This is a genomic window from Polaromonas sp. (genome assembly GCF_030680935.1).
Lineage (GTDB): Bacteria > Pseudomonadota > Gammaproteobacteria > Burkholderiales > Burkholderiaceae_C > Polaromonas.
In genome coordinates this window covers 26,550-45,440 of the sequence record NZ_JAUXUP010000028.1, presented here as the reverse complement: position 1 = coordinate 45,440, position 18,891 = coordinate 26,550, and the positions used below count along the sequence as shown (strand labels likewise).

At 61.6% G+C, this 18,891-nt stretch carries 17 protein-coding genes and 1 tRNA gene; 6 read left to right on the top strand and 12 right to left on the bottom strand.

The features are described 5' to 3' along the window. The 5 genes from Q8L50_RS08050 to Q8L50_RS08030 form a co-directional block, all read right to left on the bottom strand. A partial coding sequence (locus Q8L50_RS08050; RefSeq protein ID WP_305348146.1) for a SurA N-terminal domain-containing protein occupies window positions 1-1,388 on the bottom strand: 1,388 nt, incomplete at its 3' end. 85 nt (window positions 1,389-1,473) lie between these two features. Beyond that, window positions 1,474-1,549, bottom strand: a tRNA-Val gene (locus tag Q8L50_RS08045). Between the two features lie 25 nt (window positions 1,550-1,574). After that, a complete protein-coding gene (locus Q8L50_RS08040) occupies window positions 1,575-1,847 on the bottom strand; it encodes an HU family DNA-binding protein (protein ID WP_188709168.1) in 273 nt (90 codons plus the stop codon). A 268-nt stretch (window positions 1,848-2,115) separates the two neighbouring features. After that, window positions 2,116-3,216: a tartrate dehydrogenase gene (locus Q8L50_RS08035; RefSeq protein WP_305348145.1), complete on the bottom strand. Its 1,101-nt coding sequence runs from the start codon at window positions 3,214-3,216 to the stop codon at window positions 2,116-2,118. Window positions 3,217-3,233: 17 nt separating this feature from the next. Beyond that, window positions 3,234-4,112: an alpha/beta fold hydrolase gene (locus Q8L50_RS08030; RefSeq protein ID WP_305348144.1), complete on the bottom strand. Its 879-nt coding sequence runs from the start codon at window positions 4,110-4,112 to the stop codon at window positions 3,234-3,236. 74 nt (window positions 4,113-4,186) lie between these two features. On the opposite strand from Q8L50_RS08030, the gene Q8L50_RS08025 reads away from it, so the two are divergent. After that, a complete protein-coding gene (locus Q8L50_RS08025) occupies window positions 4,187-5,140 on the top strand; it encodes a LysR family transcriptional regulator (protein ID WP_305348143.1) in 954 nt (317 codons plus the stop codon). 16 nt (window positions 5,141-5,156) lie between these two features. Here the strand turns inward: Q8L50_RS08025 and Q8L50_RS08020 are convergent, their stop codons facing one another. The 3 genes from Q8L50_RS08020 to uvrC all read right to left on the bottom strand — a co-directional run bounded on the left by Q8L50_RS08020 (window position 5,157) and on the right by uvrC (window position 8,624). After that, on the bottom strand, window positions 5,157-6,065 hold the full coding sequence (locus tag Q8L50_RS08020; RefSeq protein ID WP_305348142.1) for a DMT family transporter: 909 nt from the start codon (window positions 6,063-6,065) through the stop codon (window positions 5,157-5,159). Next, window positions 6,062-6,628 carry a CDP-diacylglycerol--glycerol-3-phosphate 3-phosphatidyltransferase gene (gene pgsA / locus Q8L50_RS08015; protein WP_305348141.1) on the bottom strand — a complete coding sequence of 189 codons (567 nt, stop codon included), beginning with the start codon at window positions 6,626-6,628 and terminating at the stop codon, window positions 6,062-6,064. Before pgsA ends, Q8L50_RS08020 begins: the two co-directional genes overlap by 4 nt. Window positions 6,629-6,713: 85 nt before the next feature. After that, window positions 6,714-8,624: an excinuclease ABC subunit UvrC gene (gene uvrC / locus Q8L50_RS08010; RefSeq protein ID WP_305348140.1), complete on the bottom strand. Its 1,911-nt coding sequence runs from the start codon at window positions 8,622-8,624 to the stop codon at window positions 6,714-6,716. A 39-nt stretch (window positions 8,625-8,663) separates the two neighbouring features. Between uvrC and earP the strand changes: the two genes are divergently transcribed. Genes earP through Q8L50_RS07995 form a run of 3 tightly spaced genes read left to right on the top strand, consistent with a single transcriptional unit; the run spans window position 8,664 to window position 11,817 of the window. Continuing rightward, window positions 8,664-9,794, top strand: a complete 1,131-nt coding sequence (gene earP, locus Q8L50_RS08005; protein ID WP_305348139.1) for an elongation factor P maturation arginine rhamnosyltransferase EarP — start codon at window positions 8,664-8,666, stop codon at window positions 9,792-9,794. Next, window positions 9,791-10,453: a response regulator transcription factor gene (locus Q8L50_RS08000; RefSeq protein ID WP_305348138.1), complete on the top strand. Its 663-nt coding sequence runs from the start codon at window positions 9,791-9,793 to the stop codon at window positions 10,451-10,453. Before earP ends, Q8L50_RS08000 begins: the two co-directional genes overlap by 4 nt. Further along, window positions 10,450-11,817, top strand: a complete 1,368-nt coding sequence (locus tag Q8L50_RS07995; protein WP_305348137.1) for a HAMP domain-containing sensor histidine kinase — start codon at window positions 10,450-10,452, stop codon at window positions 11,815-11,817. Before Q8L50_RS08000 ends, Q8L50_RS07995 begins: the two co-directional genes overlap by 4 nt. Here Q8L50_RS07995 and Q8L50_RS07990 read toward each other — a convergent pair. Next, window positions 11,792-13,447, bottom strand: a complete 1,656-nt coding sequence (locus tag Q8L50_RS07990) for a phosphoethanolamine transferase (protein ID WP_305348136.1) — start codon at window positions 13,445-13,447, stop codon at window positions 11,792-11,794. The genes Q8L50_RS07995 and Q8L50_RS07990 overlap by 26 nt on opposite strands. 326 nt (window positions 13,448-13,773) lie before the next feature. On the opposite strand from Q8L50_RS07990, the gene efp reads away from it, so the two are divergent. Next, on the top strand, window positions 13,774-14,328 hold the full coding sequence (efp, locus tag Q8L50_RS07985) for an elongation factor P (protein ID WP_305348135.1): 555 nt from the start codon (window positions 13,774-13,776) through the stop codon (window positions 14,326-14,328). Between the two features lie 76 nt (window positions 14,329-14,404). After that, window positions 14,405-15,268 carry a TIGR00730 family Rossman fold protein gene (locus tag Q8L50_RS07980; RefSeq protein ID WP_305348134.1) on the top strand — a complete coding sequence of 288 codons (864 nt, stop codon included), beginning with the start codon at window positions 14,405-14,407 and terminating at the stop codon, window positions 15,266-15,268. Here the strand turns inward: Q8L50_RS07980 and Q8L50_RS07975 are convergent. From Q8L50_RS07975 to Q8L50_RS07965, 3 genes are all read right to left on the bottom strand, one after another. Continuing rightward, window positions 15,265-16,434: an MFS transporter gene (locus Q8L50_RS07975; RefSeq protein WP_305348133.1), complete on the bottom strand. Its 1,170-nt coding sequence runs from the start codon at window positions 16,432-16,434 to the stop codon at window positions 15,265-15,267. The genes Q8L50_RS07980 and Q8L50_RS07975 overlap by 4 nt on opposite strands. A gap of 93 nt (window positions 16,435-16,527) precedes the next feature. Then, on the bottom strand, window positions 16,528-17,880 hold the full coding sequence (locus tag Q8L50_RS07970) for a DNA recombination protein RmuC (RefSeq protein WP_305348132.1): 1,353 nt from the start codon (window positions 17,878-17,880) through the stop codon (window positions 16,528-16,530). A 9-nt stretch (window positions 17,881-17,889) separates the two neighbouring features. Next, complete coding sequence (locus Q8L50_RS07965) at window positions 17,890-18,876, bottom strand: D-glycerate dehydrogenase (protein WP_305348131.1); 987 nt, start codon at window positions 18,874-18,876, stop codon at window positions 17,890-17,892. Between the last annotated feature and the right edge of the window lie 15 nt (window positions 18,877-18,891).

Here is an 18,891-nt window from a genome sequence, read left to right as displayed (position 1 = left end):
TTTTTCTCCACCGAATCGGGCGAGAACAAGGCGGCAAGAAATTTGGGGTTGGCCAGCACACCAGTGACGCCCGGCGCCGGATTGCGGGTCAGTCGGGCGGCAGTTTTCACCTCGAGTTTGAGGCGCTCGGCAATCGGCCGCAGGCTGTCGGATTGTTCATACACGGCGTTGCTGAAGGTCTCGGCCGTTTCGGCAAATTTCTTCTGCGCGAGCTGCTGCCTGATGTCGGCCTCCAGCTCTGGCTTCATCTCATCGTAGGTTTTCTGCTTCGGCAACCGGATATCGGTGAGCCGGATGATGTGGTAACCAAATTCGGTTTCGACCACATCGCTGATATCGCCTTTTTTCATGGCAAAAGCAGCATCTGCAAAGGGCTTGACCATGGCACCGCGGGCGAAGAAATCAAGATCGCCGCCGGCGGGTGCTGAACCGGCGTCCTGCGAGTTTTTGCGCGCCAGATCAGCGAACGTGTCGGGCGCCTTTCTGGCGGCGGCCTGCAATTCAACGGCTTTCGCCCGGGCTTTCTCGCGTTCGGCTGCCGGGGCGGCAGCGGGGGACTCGATCAGGATGTGGCTGGCACGGCGCTCTTCCTTGCCGGCCTGCTGCTGGATGCTCTGCTCATACTGGGTTTTCAGGTCCTGCTCATTGACAGTGATGCTTTTGCGAACCGAATCCAGATCCAGCACCACATATTCAACCGTGGCCTCTTCGGGCGCCTGAAACAGCGACTGATTGTCTTTGTAGAACTGCGTCAGTTCGGCTTCATTCGGATTGACCTTCGCCGCATAGTCGGCGGTAGAAAAACGCGCCACCTGCGCCTCACGCCTTTCAAAAAATGCGTTGAGTGCGGTGTCGGCGGCTGCCTTGGACGCAAAGGCGGTGCCCGATACACCGGCCATTACCTGCCGGATGGCCAGGTCGCTGCGCAAACCGGCTTCATACTGCTCCGGTGCCATGCCAGTCTGGGCCTGAAAACCGGCGCGGTCAAATTTACCGTCGGGCAACCTGAAAGCGGCAATGGCCTTGTCTTCGGCATACAGGCGCTGCAACTTCTGGTCCGGCACCACCAGCCCGCTGGCCGCGGCTGCCGCTGCAAGCACACGGTCACGCACCAAACGCTCCAGCGAGCCGTAGCGGGCCTCCGGTGAGTCCAGCAGCTTGACATCAAGTGTGGGCATGGCAGCACGCAGGCGGTTGACTTCGTTTTGGTGCGCCATGTCCCACTCGGGCTGGGTGATGTCGCGGCCATCGACCACGGCAACCACACCATCTCGACCGCCGCCCGAACGGCTGGCGCCATCCATACCGACCAGCACGAAGGACGGGACAATCAACAAAAACAGCAGCGCCATGGTGATTTTGGTGTGCTTGCGAATGAAATCAAACATCTCGGATATCCTGTGCGGCTGTCAATCGGCCATGTTAAGCCATCAATAAAAAAGGCGAACCTTGTGTTCGCCTTTGTCCAGTTTCTGGTGGGTGCTGACGGGCTCGAACCGCCGACCTACGCCGTGTAAGGGCGCTGCTCTACCAACTGAGCTAAGCACCCCACCTCAACTATCTATTCATGTGCATCAGTTCAGTGCGTCCTTGAGCGCTTTGCCCGGACGGAACTTGGGGACTTTGGCTGCCTTGATTTTAATCGCATCGCCGGTGCGGGGGTTGCGGCCGGTGCGGGCAGCACGTTTGCCCACTGCAAAAGTACCAAAACCCACAAGAGACACAGAGCCTCCTTTTTTCAGGGTGGATTTGACAGCACCGATGGTGGACTCCAGCGCGCGTGTTGCAGCGGCTTTGGAAATATCGGCGTGTTTGGCAATGTGCTCGATCAGTTCAGTCTTGTTCACAAGGAGCCCCTCGTTGATTGATAGGTTAATCTGGTTGTCTCTGGAAATTACTCCCCTGTGCATCTGTGACAAAGATGGCAGTGGAGGCGGCATGTGCAGATCGTCTGCTGATTCCAATTAGAGCCATGGACTCCTATCGTGTCAATACAACATCAGACTTTTACAACGTGCGGTGGCGGATTCTAGTCTTTTTTTTCACGCTTTCCCGTCATATTCGTAAGCGTGCCCTGCATTTGCGAAGCGGCCCATCAAGGGCCAAACCTGCGGCTTAGCCCAGCGCTGCTGCAATCGCCTTGCCCACATCAACCGTGCCGGCGGTGCCGCCCAGGTCAGGCGTGCGCGGCGCGCCACTGCCTGGCGCCAGCACCTTTTCAATCGCTGCCAATACGGCATCGTGCGCGGTTTTGTAACCCAGAAACTCCAGCATCATGGCGCCGCACCAGATCTGGCCGATGGGATTGGCCAAGCCGCGCCCCGCGATATCCGGGGCCGATCCATGCACCGGTTCAAACAGTGAGGGAAATTTTCGCTCGGGGTTGAGGTTGGCACTGGGCGCGATGCCTATGGTACCGGTACAGGCCGGCCCCAGGTCGCTGAGGATGTCGCCAAAGAGATTGCTGGCCACCACCACATCAAAAAAATCAGGCCGCTGCACAAAATGCGCAGTCAGTATGTCGATGTGAAATTTGTCCAGCTGGATGCCGGGGTAACCCTTGGCCATTTCAATCACACGCTCGTCCCAGTAAGGCATGGAAATTGAAATACCATTCGATTTGGTGGCGCTGGTCAGGTGCTTTTTGGGCCGGGACTGCGCCAGCTCAAATGCAAACTTGAGCACGCGGTCCACCCCAATGCGGGTGAACACCGACTCCTGCAACACAAACTCACGTTCTGTGCCCGGAAAAGCCTTGCCGCCAATGCTGGAGTATTCGCCCTCGGTGTTTTCCCGAACAATGTAAAAGTCAATTTCACCGGGCGCACGCGCCGAGCCGTCGCGCCGCACCACCGGGGCAATGATGCCGGGCATCAAGCGGGCCGGGCGCAAGTTGATGTACTGGTCAAACTCGCGACGGAACAGCAGCAGCGACCCCCACAACGAGACATGGTCCGCAATCTTGTCCGGCCAGCCGACAGCGCCGAAATAAATCGCATCATGGCCTCCTATCTGGTCCTTCCAGTCGTCGGGCAACATCTGTCCGTGCTTCTCGAAATAGTCCCAGCTTGAAAAATCAAAATGATCGAACTGCAGGTCAATGCCGAACTTCACAGCTGCAGCTTCCAGCACCCGAATGCCTTCGGGCATGACTTCCTTGCCGATGCCGTCACCGGCGATGACTGCGATTTTTTTCGTTCCAGTGGTCTTGTTCATGAAGTTCTTTCTCGGTTTCAGGGTTTGAAAAAATTCAGGGCTTGCCCAAGCAGAAGCTGCGGCGTTTCTTCGGCGATGTAATGTCCGCAGGGCAGGCTCTGGCCTGACACATCCTCAGCGCGTTCACGCCACAGTTGCATCACATCAAAACACTGTCCGACCGCGCCGTGTTCGCCCCAGAGTACGCGCAGTGGCTGCACCAGGCGCAGACCGGCGGCCACATCCGCGCGGTCGTGTACCAGGTCGATGCTGGCTGACGCACGGTAGTCCTCGCAAATACTTTCTGCGCTGCCGGCAATCTGCGCACAGCGTTCGTATTCGCGCAGCGCCTGTGGTGCGAAGGCCTGCAGCCCGGCATGGCGTTTGCCCATCACGCTGTGCAGATACCGCACCGGGTCAGACGCTATCAGGGCTTCCGGCAAGGGCGGGGGCTGGATCAGGAAGAACCAGTGCCAGTAGGCGCGTGCGAAGGCGTCCGAGGTCTGCTGGTACATCGCCAGTGTGGGCGCAACATCCAGCAGCATCAGCCGCTGCACCGCACCCGGGTGGTCCGCCGCAAGGCGATGTGCCACCCGCGCCCCGCGGTCATGTGCGAGCACCTGGAATTGTTCAAAACCGTGCAGCCGCATCACCGCCAGCGCATCGAGCGCCATCTCGCGCTTGGAATAAGTTTCATGCGCAGGATCGGCGGCCGGTCGTCCCGAGTCTCCATAACCGCGCAAATCCATCACGACCACGCTGAAATATTGCGCAAGTGCAGGCGCCACGGCATGCCACATCACATGGGTTTGCGGGTGCCCGTGCAACAAAAGCAGGGGCGCGCCCTGCCCGCCCCGGCGGCCATGCAGCCTGACTGCGCCGCGCTTGCATTCAAAGGTCTCAAAAGCTTCCAGCATGCTGCGATTGTGATTGCCATCAGGCCGTCCATCAAGGAATAATCAGGCAACACATTATTCTCAATCAGGAAATTATGGACCGCACGGACCTGACATTGGTGCTTGCGATTGCGCAGCACGGCAGCCTGACTGCCACCGCCGAGGCACTGCAAATGGCGCCTTCGGCCGTTACCAAACGCCTGGCCAGGCTGGAGGCAGAACTGGGCCTGCTGCTGTTCCAGCGCACCACGCGGCGTGTCGCAGCCACGCTGGAGGGCGAACTGTTGTGTGACCGGGCGCGCCTTCTGCTGGCCGAATTTGAAGCGCTGGAGCAATCGCTTCAGGAGCGCAAATCAGAAGCCTCGGGCTTGATCAGGCTGGCGGCCACACTGGGTTTCGGACGGATCTGGCTGGCGCCCGTACTGGCTGAGTTTCAAGCCCTGCACCCCGCCATCCAGATCCAGCTGCAGCTCTGCGAGCACCTGCCTGATCTGGCCGCAGAGGGTTTTGACGGTGCGGTCTGGCTGTGGTCGCCCGGGCCGCAGCGCAGCTCTGTGTGGACGGCGCGCAAACTGGCCGGCAACCAGCGCGTGCTGGTGGCCTCTCCCGCCTATGTGCGCAAACACGGACTGCCCGCCACGCCTGAAGATCTGGCACAACACAACTGCCTGATTGTCCGGGAGAACGGACGCCAGTTTGACACCTGGCAGTTGCAGTCAGTGCGCGGAGCCCGCAGCAAGGGCAGCACACTGGCTGTCCAGCGCGTGCGGGTGCAGGGTCTGCTGTCGTCCAACTCAGGCGAAGTGGTGCGCGACTGGTGCCTGCAAGGACGCGGCGTGATGCTGCGCAGCCTGTGGGATGTGCAAGCGCACCTGGCCTCTGGAAAGCTGGTCCGCCTGCTGCCGCAGTACGCCATGCTGGACGCGGACATCCAGTGGCTGGCGCCCTACCGACCACAGACACCAAAGCGGGTGCGCCTGCTGATTGATTGCCTGGCAGAAAAATTCCGGAACGAGCCATGGCGCCCCGTCGCAAAAGCCCCGACCTGACAACGTCAATCAGGTGTCAGGCGGACCGGGGCACGCTGCGTACCACCAGCCAGACCCCCAGCGCTGTCAGCGCCGTGCCCAGCACGGTGACCACGGTGATGGCTTCGCCAAACAGCAGCCAGGCCATCAGCGCAGTGGTAGGCGGCACCAGGTACAGCAGACTGGTCACGGCCGTGGCTGCGCCGCGCTGGATCAGCATGTAGAGCAGGGAACTGCCGCCCAGTGTCAATGCAAGCACAGACCAGGCCAGCGCCCCCACAAAGCCGGGCGTCCATTGCACCGCTTCGTGTTCAAAGAAAACAAACGGCAGCGTCACCAGCAGGGCCGCACCCAGCTGGATGGCGTTGGCGCTGCGCACATCGGCAGCTTTTACAAAACGTTTTTGATACAACGTGCCGGCAGTGATGCTCAGCAGGGCTACCACCGCACAAAGCAGCGTGTAAGGGGTGGCCTCATCGCCCGCGCCAAACTTGCGCGACACCACCAATAGCAGGCCGGCCAGCCCCATGCCAAGGCCCAGCCATTGACGGGCACTCACGCGGTTCTCGCTCTTTCTGGCATCCCCCATGCGCGATACCCAGACGGCGGTCAGGACCGGCTGCAGGCCGACAATCAGCGCCGACAAACCCGAGCCCATACCGCCCTTGATGGCCGACCAGACGCCGCCGAGGTAACCCGCGTGGATCAGGATACCGGTCACACCCAGATGCAGCCACTGCGCCCGGCTCTGCGGCCAGGCCACACGCGCCAAAGCGATCCACGCCACAAAACACAGCAGCGAGAGTGCGTAACGGATGCTCAGGAAAGTCAGGGGCGGCGCGTAAGGCAGGCCGTATTTGGCGACGATGAAGCCGGTGCTCCAGATGAGCACAAACACGACCGGCATCGCACGGATCAGGGCGCTGCCCGAACCGGGCGAACTCATTTGGCGCGCGCGCGGATTTCGGGAATGGCTTTTTTCAGGTAATAAATCATCGACCAGACCGTCAGGACCGCCGACAACCAGATCAGCCAGGTACCCCACTCGTTGGTGTCCACGACGCCGAAAAGAACACCGTCAAACAGCAAGAACGGAATGGCCACCATCTGCACCGTGGTCTTGAGCTTGCCCAGCATGTGCACCGCCACACTTTTGGTCGCGCCTATCAGCGCCATCCATTCACGCAGCGCAGAGATCGCAATCTCCCGGCCAATGATGATGAGAGCCACAAACACATCGGTGCGCTGCAGATGCACCAGCACCAGCAACGACGCACACACCAGAAACTTGTCAGCCACTGGGTCAAGAAAAGCACCGAAGGACGAGGTCTGATTCAGCTTGCGCGCCAGGAAGCCATCGAGCCAGTCGGTGGCGGCAAACACCACAAACATCACGGTGGCGATCAGGTTTGCTTTTTCGGGCTCGATCTCGATGTAAAAAATGCCCACGATCAGCGGAATCGCAACAATGCGTGTCCAGGTCATCACGGTGGGTATGGTCAGAAACATGGTCCGATTTTGACATGCTCCGCAACGCTATGATTTCAATAGCTGTTCACGCTTACATCCATTGGGCTGCAACCCGATTGAAGGACTAATGAAGCGCCCGGTAGATTTCCTCGGCCAGTTCGCGCGAGATGCCCTCTACCGTGGCAATGTCCGCAGCACTGGCTGCGCTCACACCGCGAATGCCGCCAAAACGCTGCAGCAGACTCGCGCGACGCTTGGGCCCTATGCCCGCCACGTCTTCGAGCCGGCTGGCGCCGACCCGCACCTTGGCGCGTTTGGCACGCATGCCGGTGATCGCAAAGCGGTGCGCTTCGTCGCGGATCTGCGCAATCAGCATCAGTGCGGCGGAGTCACGCCCCAGGTACACCTTGTCGCGGCCGTCGGCAAACACCAGCTCTTCAAGACCCACCTTGCGGCCCTCGCCTTTTTCAACACCGGCAATCAGGCCCAGGTCCAGGCCCAGCTCTTCAAACACCTCGCGTGCCATGCTCACCTGGCCCTTGCCGCCGTCAATCAGCACCAGATCGGGCAGACGCGCGGTGTTGTTGCGCGCCGCCTCGGCCAGTTTGCTGTAACGCCGCATCAGCACCTGACGCATCGCCGCGTAGTCGTCGCCAGGGGTGATGCCCTCGATGTTGTAGCGGCGGTACTCGGCGCTTTGCATCTTGTGATCGTGAAACACGACACAGGAGGCCTGGGTGGCTTCACCCGCCGTGTGCGAGACGTCAAAACACTCGATGCGCAGTGTGTCCAGGTCGTCCATCTTCAGGTCCAGCGCCTCGACCAGCGCACGCGTGCGCGCCTGCTGCGAGCCCTGCTCGGCCAGCAGCCGCGCCAGTTGCAGATCGGCATTTTTCTGCGCCATCTCCAGCCAGATGCGGCGCTGCTCGCGCGGCTGGTGAATCGCGTTGATCTTGCTGCCGGTCTGCATGATCAGGGCAGCGATCAAGTCCTTGTCCACCGGCTGGCTGCAGACCAGCACCGGCGGTACCGGCACATCGATGTAATGCTGGGCGACAAAGGCCTCCAGCACCAGGGCCTCAATGCTCTTGCTTTTTGCAGGCACCACGCCGCTGTCCCCCGGCGCCTCTTCGTCCAGTCCAGCCAAATCAGCCGCATGCTCCACATGGGTCGGAAAATACGGCCGATCACCCAGATGCCGGCCACCCCGCACCATGGCCAGGTTCACGCAGGCCTTGCCGCCCTGCACCTTGACGGCCAGGATGTCCACATCCTTGTCACCCCCGGTTTCCATGGACTGCTGATGCAACACCTTGGACAGCGCCGACATCTGGTTGCGCAACTCGGCGGCCTGCTCAAACTCCAGCTTGTCCGCATGGCCGCGCATCTGCTTTTCCAGCTCGGTCAATATCTCTTCGGCCTGGCCCTGCAAAAAGCGCTCGGCATTGGCGACATCCAGCGCGTACTGCTCTGGCGTCACATGGCCCACACAAGGCGCCGAGCAGCGCTTGATCTGATACAGCAGACAGGGCCGCGTGCGGTTGTTGAACACCGTGTCTTCGCAGGTGCGCAGCTTGAACACCTTTTGCAGCAGCAATATCGTCTCTTTCACGGCCCAGGCGCTGGGATAGGGCCCGAAATAACGGTGCTTTTTTTCGACCGCGCCGCGGTAATAGGCCACGCGCGGAAAGTTGTGGGATGCGAGCTTCAGATAGGGGTAGCTTTTGTCGTCGCGGAACAGGATGTTGAAGCGCGGGTTCAGCGTCTTGATCAGGTTATTTTCAAGCAGCAGGGCCTCGGCTTCAGAGCGCACCACCGTGGTTTCCATGCGTACGATTTTGGTCACCATATGGCCAATGCGCGTGCCGCCGTGGTTCTTCTGGAAGTAGGTGGAGACGCGCTTTTTCAGGTCACGCGCCTTGCCGACGTACAGCACCGCGCCTTCCGCATCGAAATAGCGGTACACACCCGGCATGGCAGGCAAGGCCGCCACTTCGCTGAGCAGCTGGGGATCAAATTCGTGGGATGCGGTCATGCTTGGGGGTGAAGTATGCGTATTGTGGACAATCCGGCAATGGATCACAGACTGCAGTGGGACATTTTTTGCAAAGTCATCGACAACCATGGCGACATCGCGGTCTGCTGGCGGCTCAGCACGGCCCTCGCAGCGCGCGGGCAAAACGTGCGGCTCTGGGTCGACGATGCCTCAGCCCTGCACTGGATGGCGCCTGACGGCTGCGAGGGCGTGACCGTCCTGCCCTGGCTGGAGCCGCTGGGCCTGAACCTGCTGCGCCTGGACGCAGCACCGTGCGATGTGCTCGTCGAGGCCTTCGGCTGCGAAGTTGCTCCTGAATTCATAGCTGCTTGCGCAGATGGAGAATGGGATACAGGCCAAAAACCTGTATGGATCAACCTTGAATACCTGTCTGCCGAGGCCTATGCCGAGCGCAACCACGCCATGCCCTCCCCGGTTCAGCGCGGCCCGGCCGCAGGCTGGACCAAGTGGTTTTTTTACCCCGGCTTCACCGCGGGCACCGGTGGCTTGCTGCGTGAAGCGGACCTGGCAAACCGTCAGGCCGGGTTTGACCGCACGGTCTGGCTGGCACAGCGCGGCATCGCCTGGCAAGGTGAGAAGCTGGTGTCGCTGTTCTGCTACGAACCCCCTGCACTCGCCGCCCTGCTGGCATCGCTGTCCCAAAACGGGCTTGACGGACAGCCGGTGCGCTTGATGGTGGCTGCAGGGCGCGCCCATGCCGCCGTTCAGGCCGTTCTTGATGATCAAAAGTGGCAGCAGCCCAATCCGGACGGTCGTGGGCAGCTATTAATTTCATACCTGCCCTGGCTGACGCAGATTGACTTTGACCACCTGCTCTGGGCCAGCGACCTCAACTTTGTGCGTGGCGAAGACTCGGTGGTGCGCGCCTTGTGGGCGGGCAAGGCTTGTGTCTGGCAGATCTACCCGCAGACCGATGCGGCCCACCTGAACAAGCTGCAGGCTTTTCTGGACATGTTGCAGGCACCACCTTCGCTGCGCGACTTTCACCGGGCGTGGAATGCGGCCGAATCGCCGCCGGTATTGCCTGGACTGGCCACGGCTGAATGGACCGACTGCACAGCGACCGCCCGGCAAGCCCTGCTGGCACAAGAGGATCTGAGCACCCGGCTGATGCGTTTTGTCACGCACAATCGACCTGACCCACCATGAGACTTTTACTGATTGAAGACGACACCATGATTGGCCGCGCGCTGCGGCAGGGCCTTAGCGAGGCCGGATTCACCGTGGACTGGGTCACGGACGGCCTCGCCGCAGGCCGGGCGCTGGCCAACGATGTATATGACCTGGCAGTGCTGGATCTGGGCCTGCCGGGCCAGGACGGCATGGCGGTACTCAGGCAGTTGCGCACGCGCGGGGACGCCATTCCGGTCCTCATCGTCACCGCCCGGGACGCCGTGGCAGACCGCATTGCCGGGCTCAATGCCGGGGCCGACGACTATGTTCTCAAACCGTTTGATCTGGACGAGCTGATTGCCCGCGTGCGAGCCCTGTTGCGCCGGCATGCCGGCGGCGCCTCGCCCCTGCTGCAATGCGGTGAGCTGACGCTGGACCCGGTGCATAAACTGGTCAGCCTGAAAGGCGACAAGGTCGATCTGTCTGCGCGTGAATTTTCCCTGCTGGAGACCCTGATGCAGCGCCCCGGCGCGGTGTTGTCGCGGACCCAGCTGGAAGACTCGATCTACGGCTGGACCGAAGAGATCGGCAGCAACGCCGTCGAAGTGCACCTGCACAAACTGCGCCGCAAACTCGGCGCCGACACCATACGCAATGTGCGCGGCGTGGGTTACAAAGTCTGTGAGCCCTCATGAGCGGCGCCGTTCAATCCATCCACCGCCGCGTGCTGGTCTGGGCCATGGGCGCGCTGGCGCTCGGTGCCAGCCTGCTGGTGGCCACCTCGTACTGGACGCTGGCCCACGAAATGGAGGAAGTGTTTGAGGACAACCTCAAACAGGTGGCACTGGCAGTGGCCAACCACCACGGCACCTATGGCATGGCGCGCACACCCAGTCTGGCCGAGCAGTTGCCCAAAGTTTATGAGGAATACGGCAAGTTCGAGTTTGTCACCGCGGCCTGGACACGCAGCGGCACCTTGTTGCACCGCTCCGACCCGGCAGTCACTCTGCCCTTTCTGTCGCGCAGCGGCCTGAGCGTGGTCAACCTGGGCCAGGAGCGCTGGCACCTCTACACCATCGTGCTCAGCGACGGCATTGTGCAGGCAGCCCAGCGCGACAGCGAGCGCCAGGCGCTGGCCAGAGAAACCGGCGCGGTGCTCATCGTGCCAGCGCTGGTGCTGCTGGCCATACTGGCTGTGTTGCTGACACTGGCACTGCGGCGCGGGCTGGCGCCGCTGGACCATGCGGCAGACGATGTCACTGCGCGCAGTGTCGAGGCCTTGCACCCCATCACGCTGTCGGCGCATCCGACCGAGCTGCATCTGCTGATAGGCGCGATCAACGACCTGATGGCCCGCCTGGGCGGTGCGCTGGCCCTGCAGCGGCTTTTTCTGGCCGATGCGGCGCACGAGTTGCGCACACCCATCACGGCATTGCGGCTGCAGTTGCAACTGCTCGAACGTGCCGGTGACGATACACAACGCCAGGCCGCTCTGGCGCAGTTGCGCGCCGGGATAGAGCGGGCGCAACACCTGGTCGAGCAATTGCTGCAGCTCTCGCGGCTGGCACCTGAAACGCCTGCCCTGCAGCGCGAGCCAGTGAACCTGGCGGACCTGGTACGTGCCGCCGTGAGCCGCTTCAGCGCACGCGCAGAGCAGCGCAGGATTGACCTCGGGGCGGTGATCGATGGCAGCCCGGTGACCGAGGCCGACGCCCAGCAGCTGACCATTTTGCTGAACAACCTGGTGGACAACGCCTTGCGGCACACACCAGCGGGCGGACGCATCGATGTCGGAGCTTGCACCGATCAGGGCCGCCCCTGCCTGCGTATCACCGACAGTGGCCCGGGCATCCCGCCCGCTGAACGCCAGCGGGTGTTTGACCGCTTCTACCGCAGCACCGGCAACAGCAACACAGAGGGGGGCGGCATGCCGCACGGCAGCGGCCTGGGGCTGGCGATTGTCCGGGCGGTGGCCAAGCGCCATGGCGCCGATATCTCACTGGAAGACGCGCCCGGCGGCCCGGGTTTGCGCATCAGTGTGCGTTTTGCGGCCCGATGACTGTCACCACCGGCGCCGGACGGCAAGGCGCAAACAGGTCCAGGGCAGGGTCATAAGCCCGGGTTTGCACATCCAGCACACCCAGCAGCGAATGAAACAGCTTGTCGTGGCTCAGCGGGTTGCCAGCGTTTTTGCGCAGGCATTCCTGGTTGATGCTGAAGCTGGCGCGCAAACCGGGCGACAGCCACATCACCAGCGGTACACGCGTCTGCACCTCGGGGGCAATCGCATAGGGCATGCCGTGCAGGTACAGGCCGCCCTCGCCCAGCGACTCGCCATGGTCTGACACATACAGCATGGCGGTGTCGTACTGCTTTTGCGAGTGCTCCAGAAAGTCGATCACGCGCGACAGGAAAAAGTCGGTGTACAGCAGGGAGTTGTCGTAGGCGTTCATAATTTCGGCGGCGCTGCAGCCACGCAGGTTTTCGTTCTCGCAGGCCGGGGCAAACTGCTTGAATACCGCCGGGTAGCGCTTGAAATACGCCGGTCCGTGGCTGCCCAGCTGGTGCATCACCACCAGCAGATTGCCCTGGTTGTCACGGGCGATACCTTCCATGCCATGCAGCAGCACCTCGTCCAGGCACTGACCCTCTGCGCACAGGGCTTCCACTTTGGCGTGGTCCAGTTGCTCTGCGGGCAGTCCATCACAAACCCCCTTGCAGCCCGACTGGTTGTCGCGCCACAAGACCTTGAAGCCAGCCCGCGCCAGCACATGCAGGACGGATTCATGGGTACGAATTTTGGCCTCGTCGTAGCGTGCACGGCCAAAAGGGGAAAACATGCAGGGGAGCGACACCTCGGTGGAGGTGCCGCAGGCCGTCGCGTTCGGATAACTGATGACATCGCGCTGGGCCAGCATCGGATTCGTCAGTCGGCCATAACCGTTGAGTGAAAAATTCTGCGAACGTGCGGTTTCACCCACCACCAGTACAAAAAGAACCGGCCGGCTTCGCGCCTGCCAGGCAGCACCGAGCCGCGCATCTTCGCCCACCGGAAGTCTGGACTGGGCCGGTTGCTGCACCCCCGCCAGCGCATTACCCGCCAAGGCTGCCACCACATTGCCCGGTGTCAGCAAATAACGCACCTCCCGGTGGTTGCGCATCAGCGATGCAAAATCGGCAAACACCAGCAACAGGCTGACAGTGCCAATGACCAGGGCAGCGGTCACCCAGCCCAGGCGGATAGCCAGCGCGCGCCCGATGCTGCGCTGCTTCACTTGCGGCCACCAGACCAGTGCAGCCGGCAACACACCAAGCAGAAGCAAGTGCGGGACCATGTCCCAGACCAGCAATTCCCGGGCTTCATGCACATTGGTGGCCAGCACGTTGCGCAGCATGGCCCGGTCCAGGTAAATCGCATAGTGGTCCATGTACCAGGACGCGAAAGCCGTGCACAGCACCAGCACACTGAGCAGTGGCCGCACGGTCAGGCGGGTTGCCAGCAGCGAGGTGAAAGCAAAATAAAAGGCGGAAAAAGCCACAAACAGCGCCGCAGCGAAACCCCAGCTGGCGGCAGACGCCCAACTGCGATCAGCCAGCGCAGCGCGCCAGAACGGACCATTGCCGGCAAGCAGCAGAAGGCCGACACACAAGAGCACCAGCGTCTCCACCTGCAGGGTCGGACGGGGCAAGTGCATTTTCAGAAACCGGTGGCGAAGCCGCTTCTCAGCGCCAGCAGGATGCAGAGTCATAGAGGTCAGGCGGGGCGGCCACTGGCATACCCGGGATTCGAACAGCCAGCCATCTTGCGACCCGGACACTTAAACCAGCCTTAAGTACCTCTGAAGCACCTGGGAGCGCTTGTTGCGCCGGCCAGACTGAGGCCGCCCGGGGGGTGGCACAAAAAACGCTAAAATAAAGGGCTTTGCATGGAACGCCATCGGGCCATGCCGCCAATCGGCCAAAGACCTGCGCTGCCGCAGAAACATCCGGCGGCCAAACTCTACTAGAAACTGTTATGAAAATCGCTCAAGAAATACGCGCCGGTAACGTCATCATGAACGGCAAAGACCCGATGGTGGTGCTCAAGACCGAATACAGCCGCGGCGGGCGCAATTCCGCCACCGTGCGCATGAAACTCAAAAGCCTGATTGCCAACTTCAACACCGAAGTGGTGTTCAAGGCCGACGACAAAATCGACCAGGTCATTCTGGACAAGAAGGACTGCACTTACTCCTACTTTGCCGACCCGATGTACATCTGCATGGACGCCGAGTACAACCAGTACGAAGTCGAAGCCGAAAACATGGGGGACTCGCTGAACTACCTGCAGGACGGCATGGAGCTTGAAGTCGTGTTTTATGACGGCAAAGCCATCTCGGTCGAGGTGCCCACCAGCGTCCAGCGCGAGATCACCTGGACCGAGCCCGCCGTCAAGGGTGACACTTCCGGCAAGGTGCTGAAACCCGCCAAACTGGCCACCGGTTTTGAAATCGGCGTGCCGATTTTTGTGGCCCAGGGTGATATTGTCGAAATCGACACACGCACGGGCGAATACCGCAAGCGGGTCTGAGTCAGACCTTCCCCTCCCGACTCGCAAAAGGCTCCTGAGGGGGCCTTTTTACATACCGACATTGAACAGGCAGTTTATGGAACAGACACAAGAGATATCCGGTAGCCGCCTGGCCGATGCCTGGGCCGAGTTGCAATCACACGCCGACAAAGGCAACCCGCTGGAGGCCGACGCCTACCGCCTGGCCTTTGCCGACCCGGAGTTTCTGCTGCGGCGTGAGACCCGCGGCATACGCTTTCAGCTGGAAATGCTCAAGCCCGACGTAGAGCAGCAAGCCCAGGGCATTGAAAACACCATCGTCGTCTTTGGCAGTGCGCGCTTTCCGGCGCCCGAGCAGGCGCAGCAGGCGCTCGCACTGGCCCAAGACTCTGGCGACGCACAAGCACTGGCGCTGGCCGAGCGGCAGACTCGCAATGCAGTTTTTTATGAGCAGGCGCGGCTTTTTGGCCAGATCGTGGCCACCCACAGCAAGTCCCTGCCGGCACGGGAGCAATTGTTTATCTGCACCGGCGGTGGCCCGGGCATCATGGAGGCGGCGAATCGGGGCGCGCAGGAGATGGGCGCACCCACCGTCGGGCTGAACATCGCCCTGCCCCACGAGCAGGGCTCCAACCCCTACGTGACACCCTCGCTGAGCTTCAAGTTTCACTACTTCGCGCTGCGCAAAATGCATTTCATGATGCGTGCCAAGGCGCTGGTGGCCTTCCCTGGGGGTTTTGGCACGCTGGACGAATTGTTTGAAGTGATCACACTGGTGCAGACGCGCAAGGCCAAACCGGTGCCCATCATTTTGTTTGGCTCCAGCTACTGGAAACGACTGTTCAACTTTGACGTGCTGATTGAAGAAGGAGCCATTTCGCCAGAGGATCTGAAGCTGATCGAATACGTCGATGAGCCGCAGGCGGCCTGGGACGCGATCAAGTCGTTCTACAAGCTTTAGGGTCTTGCTGGCCTGAGGAGCCACGCCAGGCGGCTGCCCGCCCCCACCACTGCGCCGGTCGCCCAGAACACACCTGCAATGCCGATCACGGCGCCCATGGTTCCGAACAGCACGGGCATCAACACGCTCGACGCATTGATCGCCATCAGCCGCAGGCCCAGCGCCTCACCGTGCCGCGCCTCGGGTGTGATCTGGTGCAGCATGCTCATGATCATGGGCTGTACCGTCCCCAGTGCCAGGCCAAGCAATACCGAGCACACCCCCATGCCCAGCGCCGTCCGCATGAAGGGGTAAACCGCAAACAGCGCCGACGTCGCCAGCATGGCCACGGCCAGTACGCGCCACTCGCGCAGGTGCGCTGCCACCAGTGGCATAACGAAACGAATGGCCGCCGCCGCTGCTGCAAACGCGCCCAGGATGGTGCCAATCACCGACGCGCTGATGCCGCGCTCAAACCCCAACACCGGCACCACAAAGGTGTGCACATCCCAGCAGGACGATAAAAACCAGTTCACCAGCATCAGCCGGCGAAAATTCGGCTCGCGCAACAGATCCCAGGTATTGACAGGCGTACTGCCCGCTGCAGCCAGCACCGGGGCCAGCTCCCGCGTACGCCGCACCAGAAACCAGCTGGCAAGCGGCAGCACCGCCATGAGGAAAAACGCGGCGCGATAGCCGTCTGTGCTGTTGGGCAGTGCACCGGCGTGATCAATCAGCAAACCAGCCGAAAACGGCCCGACAAAATTGGACACGGCCGGCCCGATAGACAGCCAGCTGAACACCCGCCGCAACTGCAAGGCGCCCGCCGCAGCGCGGCCGACATGGCGTTGCAGCGCGATGACCGCCACCCCGGTGGCTCCACCCGTCAGCAAAGCGGCCAGACACAATACCGGAAAGATCGGGTAAGCCACCGCCATGCCTGCGCCCAGCATGGCGGCCATCACGCTGTAGCCGATCGGACGTTTCAGGCCGCGGCGGTCGGCGAAACGCCCGGCGGGCAGCGCCAGAAACACCTGCGTCAAGGCAAACAGCGCCAGCAGCACCCCCACAGCCAGCGGGCTGTAGCCTTCGCGCAGGGCCAGCAAGGGTGCGGCCATGCGGGTACCGGCCATACAGGCGTGCAGGCAAATCTGGGCGAGGATAAGGCGGGCCAGTTCAGGCGTCATGGCGTCACGAATACAAAGAAAATAGGGCTCTGGCCCTTATGGAACGTGCGCAAGTAGCTATAAAATCAGTAGCAAAAAAGCCGTCCATCCAGGTCATTCGTCCAGCAGATCGGCCTCGGTCGCTGGCGGCAGCAGCACCTGGGACTCGGCATCCGGCAGGGCTTCCACCTTGCGCAGCGCCAGCCGCATCTGCTTGGCCCGGGTGTCGGCCTTGTCGAGGGTGTCCGAGGCCTTGGCCACCTGCTCCTTGATGCGGGCCACCCATTCACCGTAACGCTCAAACTCGGTCTTGACCGCACCCAGCACCTTCCACACTTCCGAGGCCTGCTGCTCCAGCGCCAGCGTGCGAAAGCCCATGTGCAGGCTGTTGAGCATGGCCAGCAGCGTCGTGGGGCCGGCCAGCGTCACGCGGTACTGGCGTTGAATTGCGTCCATCAGCCCCGGGCGCCGCAGCACCTCGGCATACAGGCTTTCGACCGGCAGGAACAGGATGGCAAAGTCGGTGGTGTGCGGCGCAGCGAGGTAGTTTTCGGCAATCGATTTGGCCTCAGTACGGATACGTGCTTCCAGCGCCTTGCCCGCCAGCTCCACTGCTGCCGGATCAACCCGCTCATGTGCATCGATCAGGCGTTCATAGTCGTCTCGCGGAAATTTGGCATCAATCGGCAGCCACACGGGTACGCCGCCATCGCCCCGACCGGGGAAGCGAATCGCAAAGTCCACACGCTGGCCGCTGCGCGGCTTGGTTTCGACCTGTTTGGCGTACTGGTCGGTGGTCAGAACCTGCTCCAGCAGGGCTTCCAGTTGCACCTCGCCAAACACACCGCGCGTCTTCACGTTCGTCAACACGCGCTGCAGGTTGCCCACCCCCACGGCCAGTGACTGCATCTCACCCAGGCCCTTGTGCACCTGCTCCAGCCGGTCGGCGACCTGCTTGAAACTTTCGCCCAGTCGGGTCTCCAGGGTGGTCTGGAGTTTTTCATCCACCGTCTTGCGCATTTCATCGAGCTTGGCCGAGTTGGTCTGCTGCAACTGGGCCAGTTGCTTTTCAAGCGTCTCGCGCACCTCACCCATGCGCCGCGCGTTCGACTCGCTGACCGACTGAAGTTGCGTGCTCAGGGTGTCAGACAGCGTTTTTTGCAGCAGGGTCAGCTGCTGCGAGAAAGCATCGATTTGTGCGTTCTGCGTGCGGATGGCCTCGGCACTTTGCTGCACCAGCGTCTGCTGGAAGGTGGCAAAAGTGGTGCCCAGTTCCTCCCGGCTGCTGCGCGAGCTGTCACTGATCTCGCGCCGCAATTCGCGCTCCAGCCGGTCATTGCCCGCCGCCAGGCCAGCCAGCAGCTCCTCGCGGCCACTGGCAGCTGGTTTGCGCAGCAACAGCCACACCAGCAGCAACAGGTTCAACAGCAGCACGGCAAGCGCCAGCCAGGCCTGGAAAGGGGTCATAGGTGCGATCTATTGTGGAGCCAGTACCGCAGGATTCAAAGGGGTTAACGGCTTTCCATCCTTGAGATACCCAATCAGATTGTCCGCCGCGAGGTTGGCCATGGCCATGCGCGTAGGCACACTGGCACTGGCGATGTGCGGTGTCAGCACCACGTTGGGCACCCGTAGAAGGTCAGGGTTCAGTTGGGGCTCCCCTTCAAAAACATCGAGCCCGGCAGCGGCGATACGCCCCTCACGCAGGGCCTGCGCCAGCGCTGCATCGTCCACAATGCCGCCGCGCGCGATGTTGACCAGCGTCGCAGTGGGCTTCATCAGAGCCAGCTCGACCGCGCCTATCGCGTGGTGTGAGGCGGGCGAATACGGCAGCACCAGTACCAGGTGGTCTGCAGTTCTCAAAAGTTCTTCCTTGCTTACATAACCGGCCTTGCACTCGGCTTCGAGTGCCGCGTCAAGGCGCGAACGGTTGTGGTAAATCACCTTCATGCCAAAACCGTGCGCGCCACGTTTGGCAATACCCTGGCCAATACGGCCCATGCCCAGAATGCCGAGCGTGCTGCCGTGGATTTCGGCCCCGGAAAACATGTCGTAGCTCCACCTGTTCCACTTGCCAGCGCGCAGGAAATGCTCGCTCTCGGTGATGCGGCGGGCTGTCGCCATCAGAAGTGCAAAACCAAAGTCGGCCGTGGTTTCGGTCAGCACGTCGGGCGTGTTGGTTGCCAGCACACCAGCGGCCGTCATGGCGTCAAGCTCAAAATTGTTGTAGCCCACGGCCATGTTGGCGCATATCTTCAGTTGCGCGCAGGCGGCCAACACACTGGCATCAATGCGATCGCTACCGGCGGTCAGGGCCCCGTCCTTGCCCTGCAGTTTCGCAACCAGCTCTTCCCTTGAAAAAGGCTCGTCAAGCTGGTTGGATTCCACTTCAAAGTGCTGTGCCAGTCTTTCAATGACTTCTGGAAAAATGGCTCGGGCTATCAGGATTTTGGGCTTGCTCATGAATGTCTTTCAACC

Bases quoted from the DNA above. Each gene is read 5' to 3' on its own strand.
- Q8L50_RS08000 (WP_305348138.1), top strand. From the start codon at position 9,791: ATGAGACTTTTACTGATTGAAGACGACACCATGATTGGCCGCGCGCTG.
- Q8L50_RS07970 (WP_305348132.1), bottom strand. From the start codon at position 17,880: ATGACCCCTTTCCAGGCCTGGCTGGCGCTTGCCGTGCTGCTGTTGAAC.
- Q8L50_RS08025 (WP_305348143.1), top strand. From the start codon at position 4,187: ATGGACCGCACGGACCTGACATTGGTGCTTGCGATTGCGCAGCACGGC.
- Q8L50_RS08030 (WP_305348144.1), bottom strand. From the start codon at position 4,112: ATGCTGGAAGCTTTTGAGACCTTTGAATGCAAGCGCGGCGCAGTCAGG.
- uvrC (WP_305348140.1), bottom strand. From the start codon at position 8,624: ATGACCGCATCCCACGAATTTGATCCCCAGCTGCTCAGCGAAGTGGCG.
- Q8L50_RS07975 (WP_305348133.1), bottom strand. From the start codon at position 16,434: ATGACGCCTGAACTGGCCCGCCTTATCCTCGCCCAGATTTGCCTGCAC.
- Q8L50_RS07995 (WP_305348137.1), top strand. From the start codon at position 10,450: ATGAGCGGCGCCGTTCAATCCATCCACCGCCGCGTGCTGGTCTGGGCC.
- Q8L50_RS07980 (WP_305348134.1), top strand. From the start codon at position 14,405: ATGGAACAGACACAAGAGATATCCGGTAGCCGCCTGGCCGATGCCTGG.
- earP (WP_305348139.1), top strand. From the start codon at position 8,664: ATGGATCACAGACTGCAGTGGGACATTTTTTGCAAAGTCATCGACAAC.
- efp (WP_305348135.1), top strand. From the start codon at position 13,774: ATGAAAATCGCTCAAGAAATACGCGCCGGTAACGTCATCATGAACGGC.
- pgsA (WP_305348141.1), bottom strand. From the start codon at position 6,628: ATGTTTCTGACCATACCCACCGTGATGACCTGGACACGCATTGTTGCG.
- Q8L50_RS07965 (WP_305348131.1), bottom strand. From the start codon at position 18,876: ATGAGCAAGCCCAAAATCCTGATAGCCCGAGCCATTTTTCCAGAAGTC.
- Q8L50_RS08035 (WP_305348145.1), bottom strand. From the start codon at position 3,216: ATGAACAAGACCACTGGAACGAAAAAAATCGCAGTCATCGCCGGTGAC.
- Q8L50_RS08020 (WP_305348142.1), bottom strand. From the start codon at position 6,065: ATGAGTTCGCCCGGTTCGGGCAGCGCCCTGATCCGTGCGATGCCGGTC.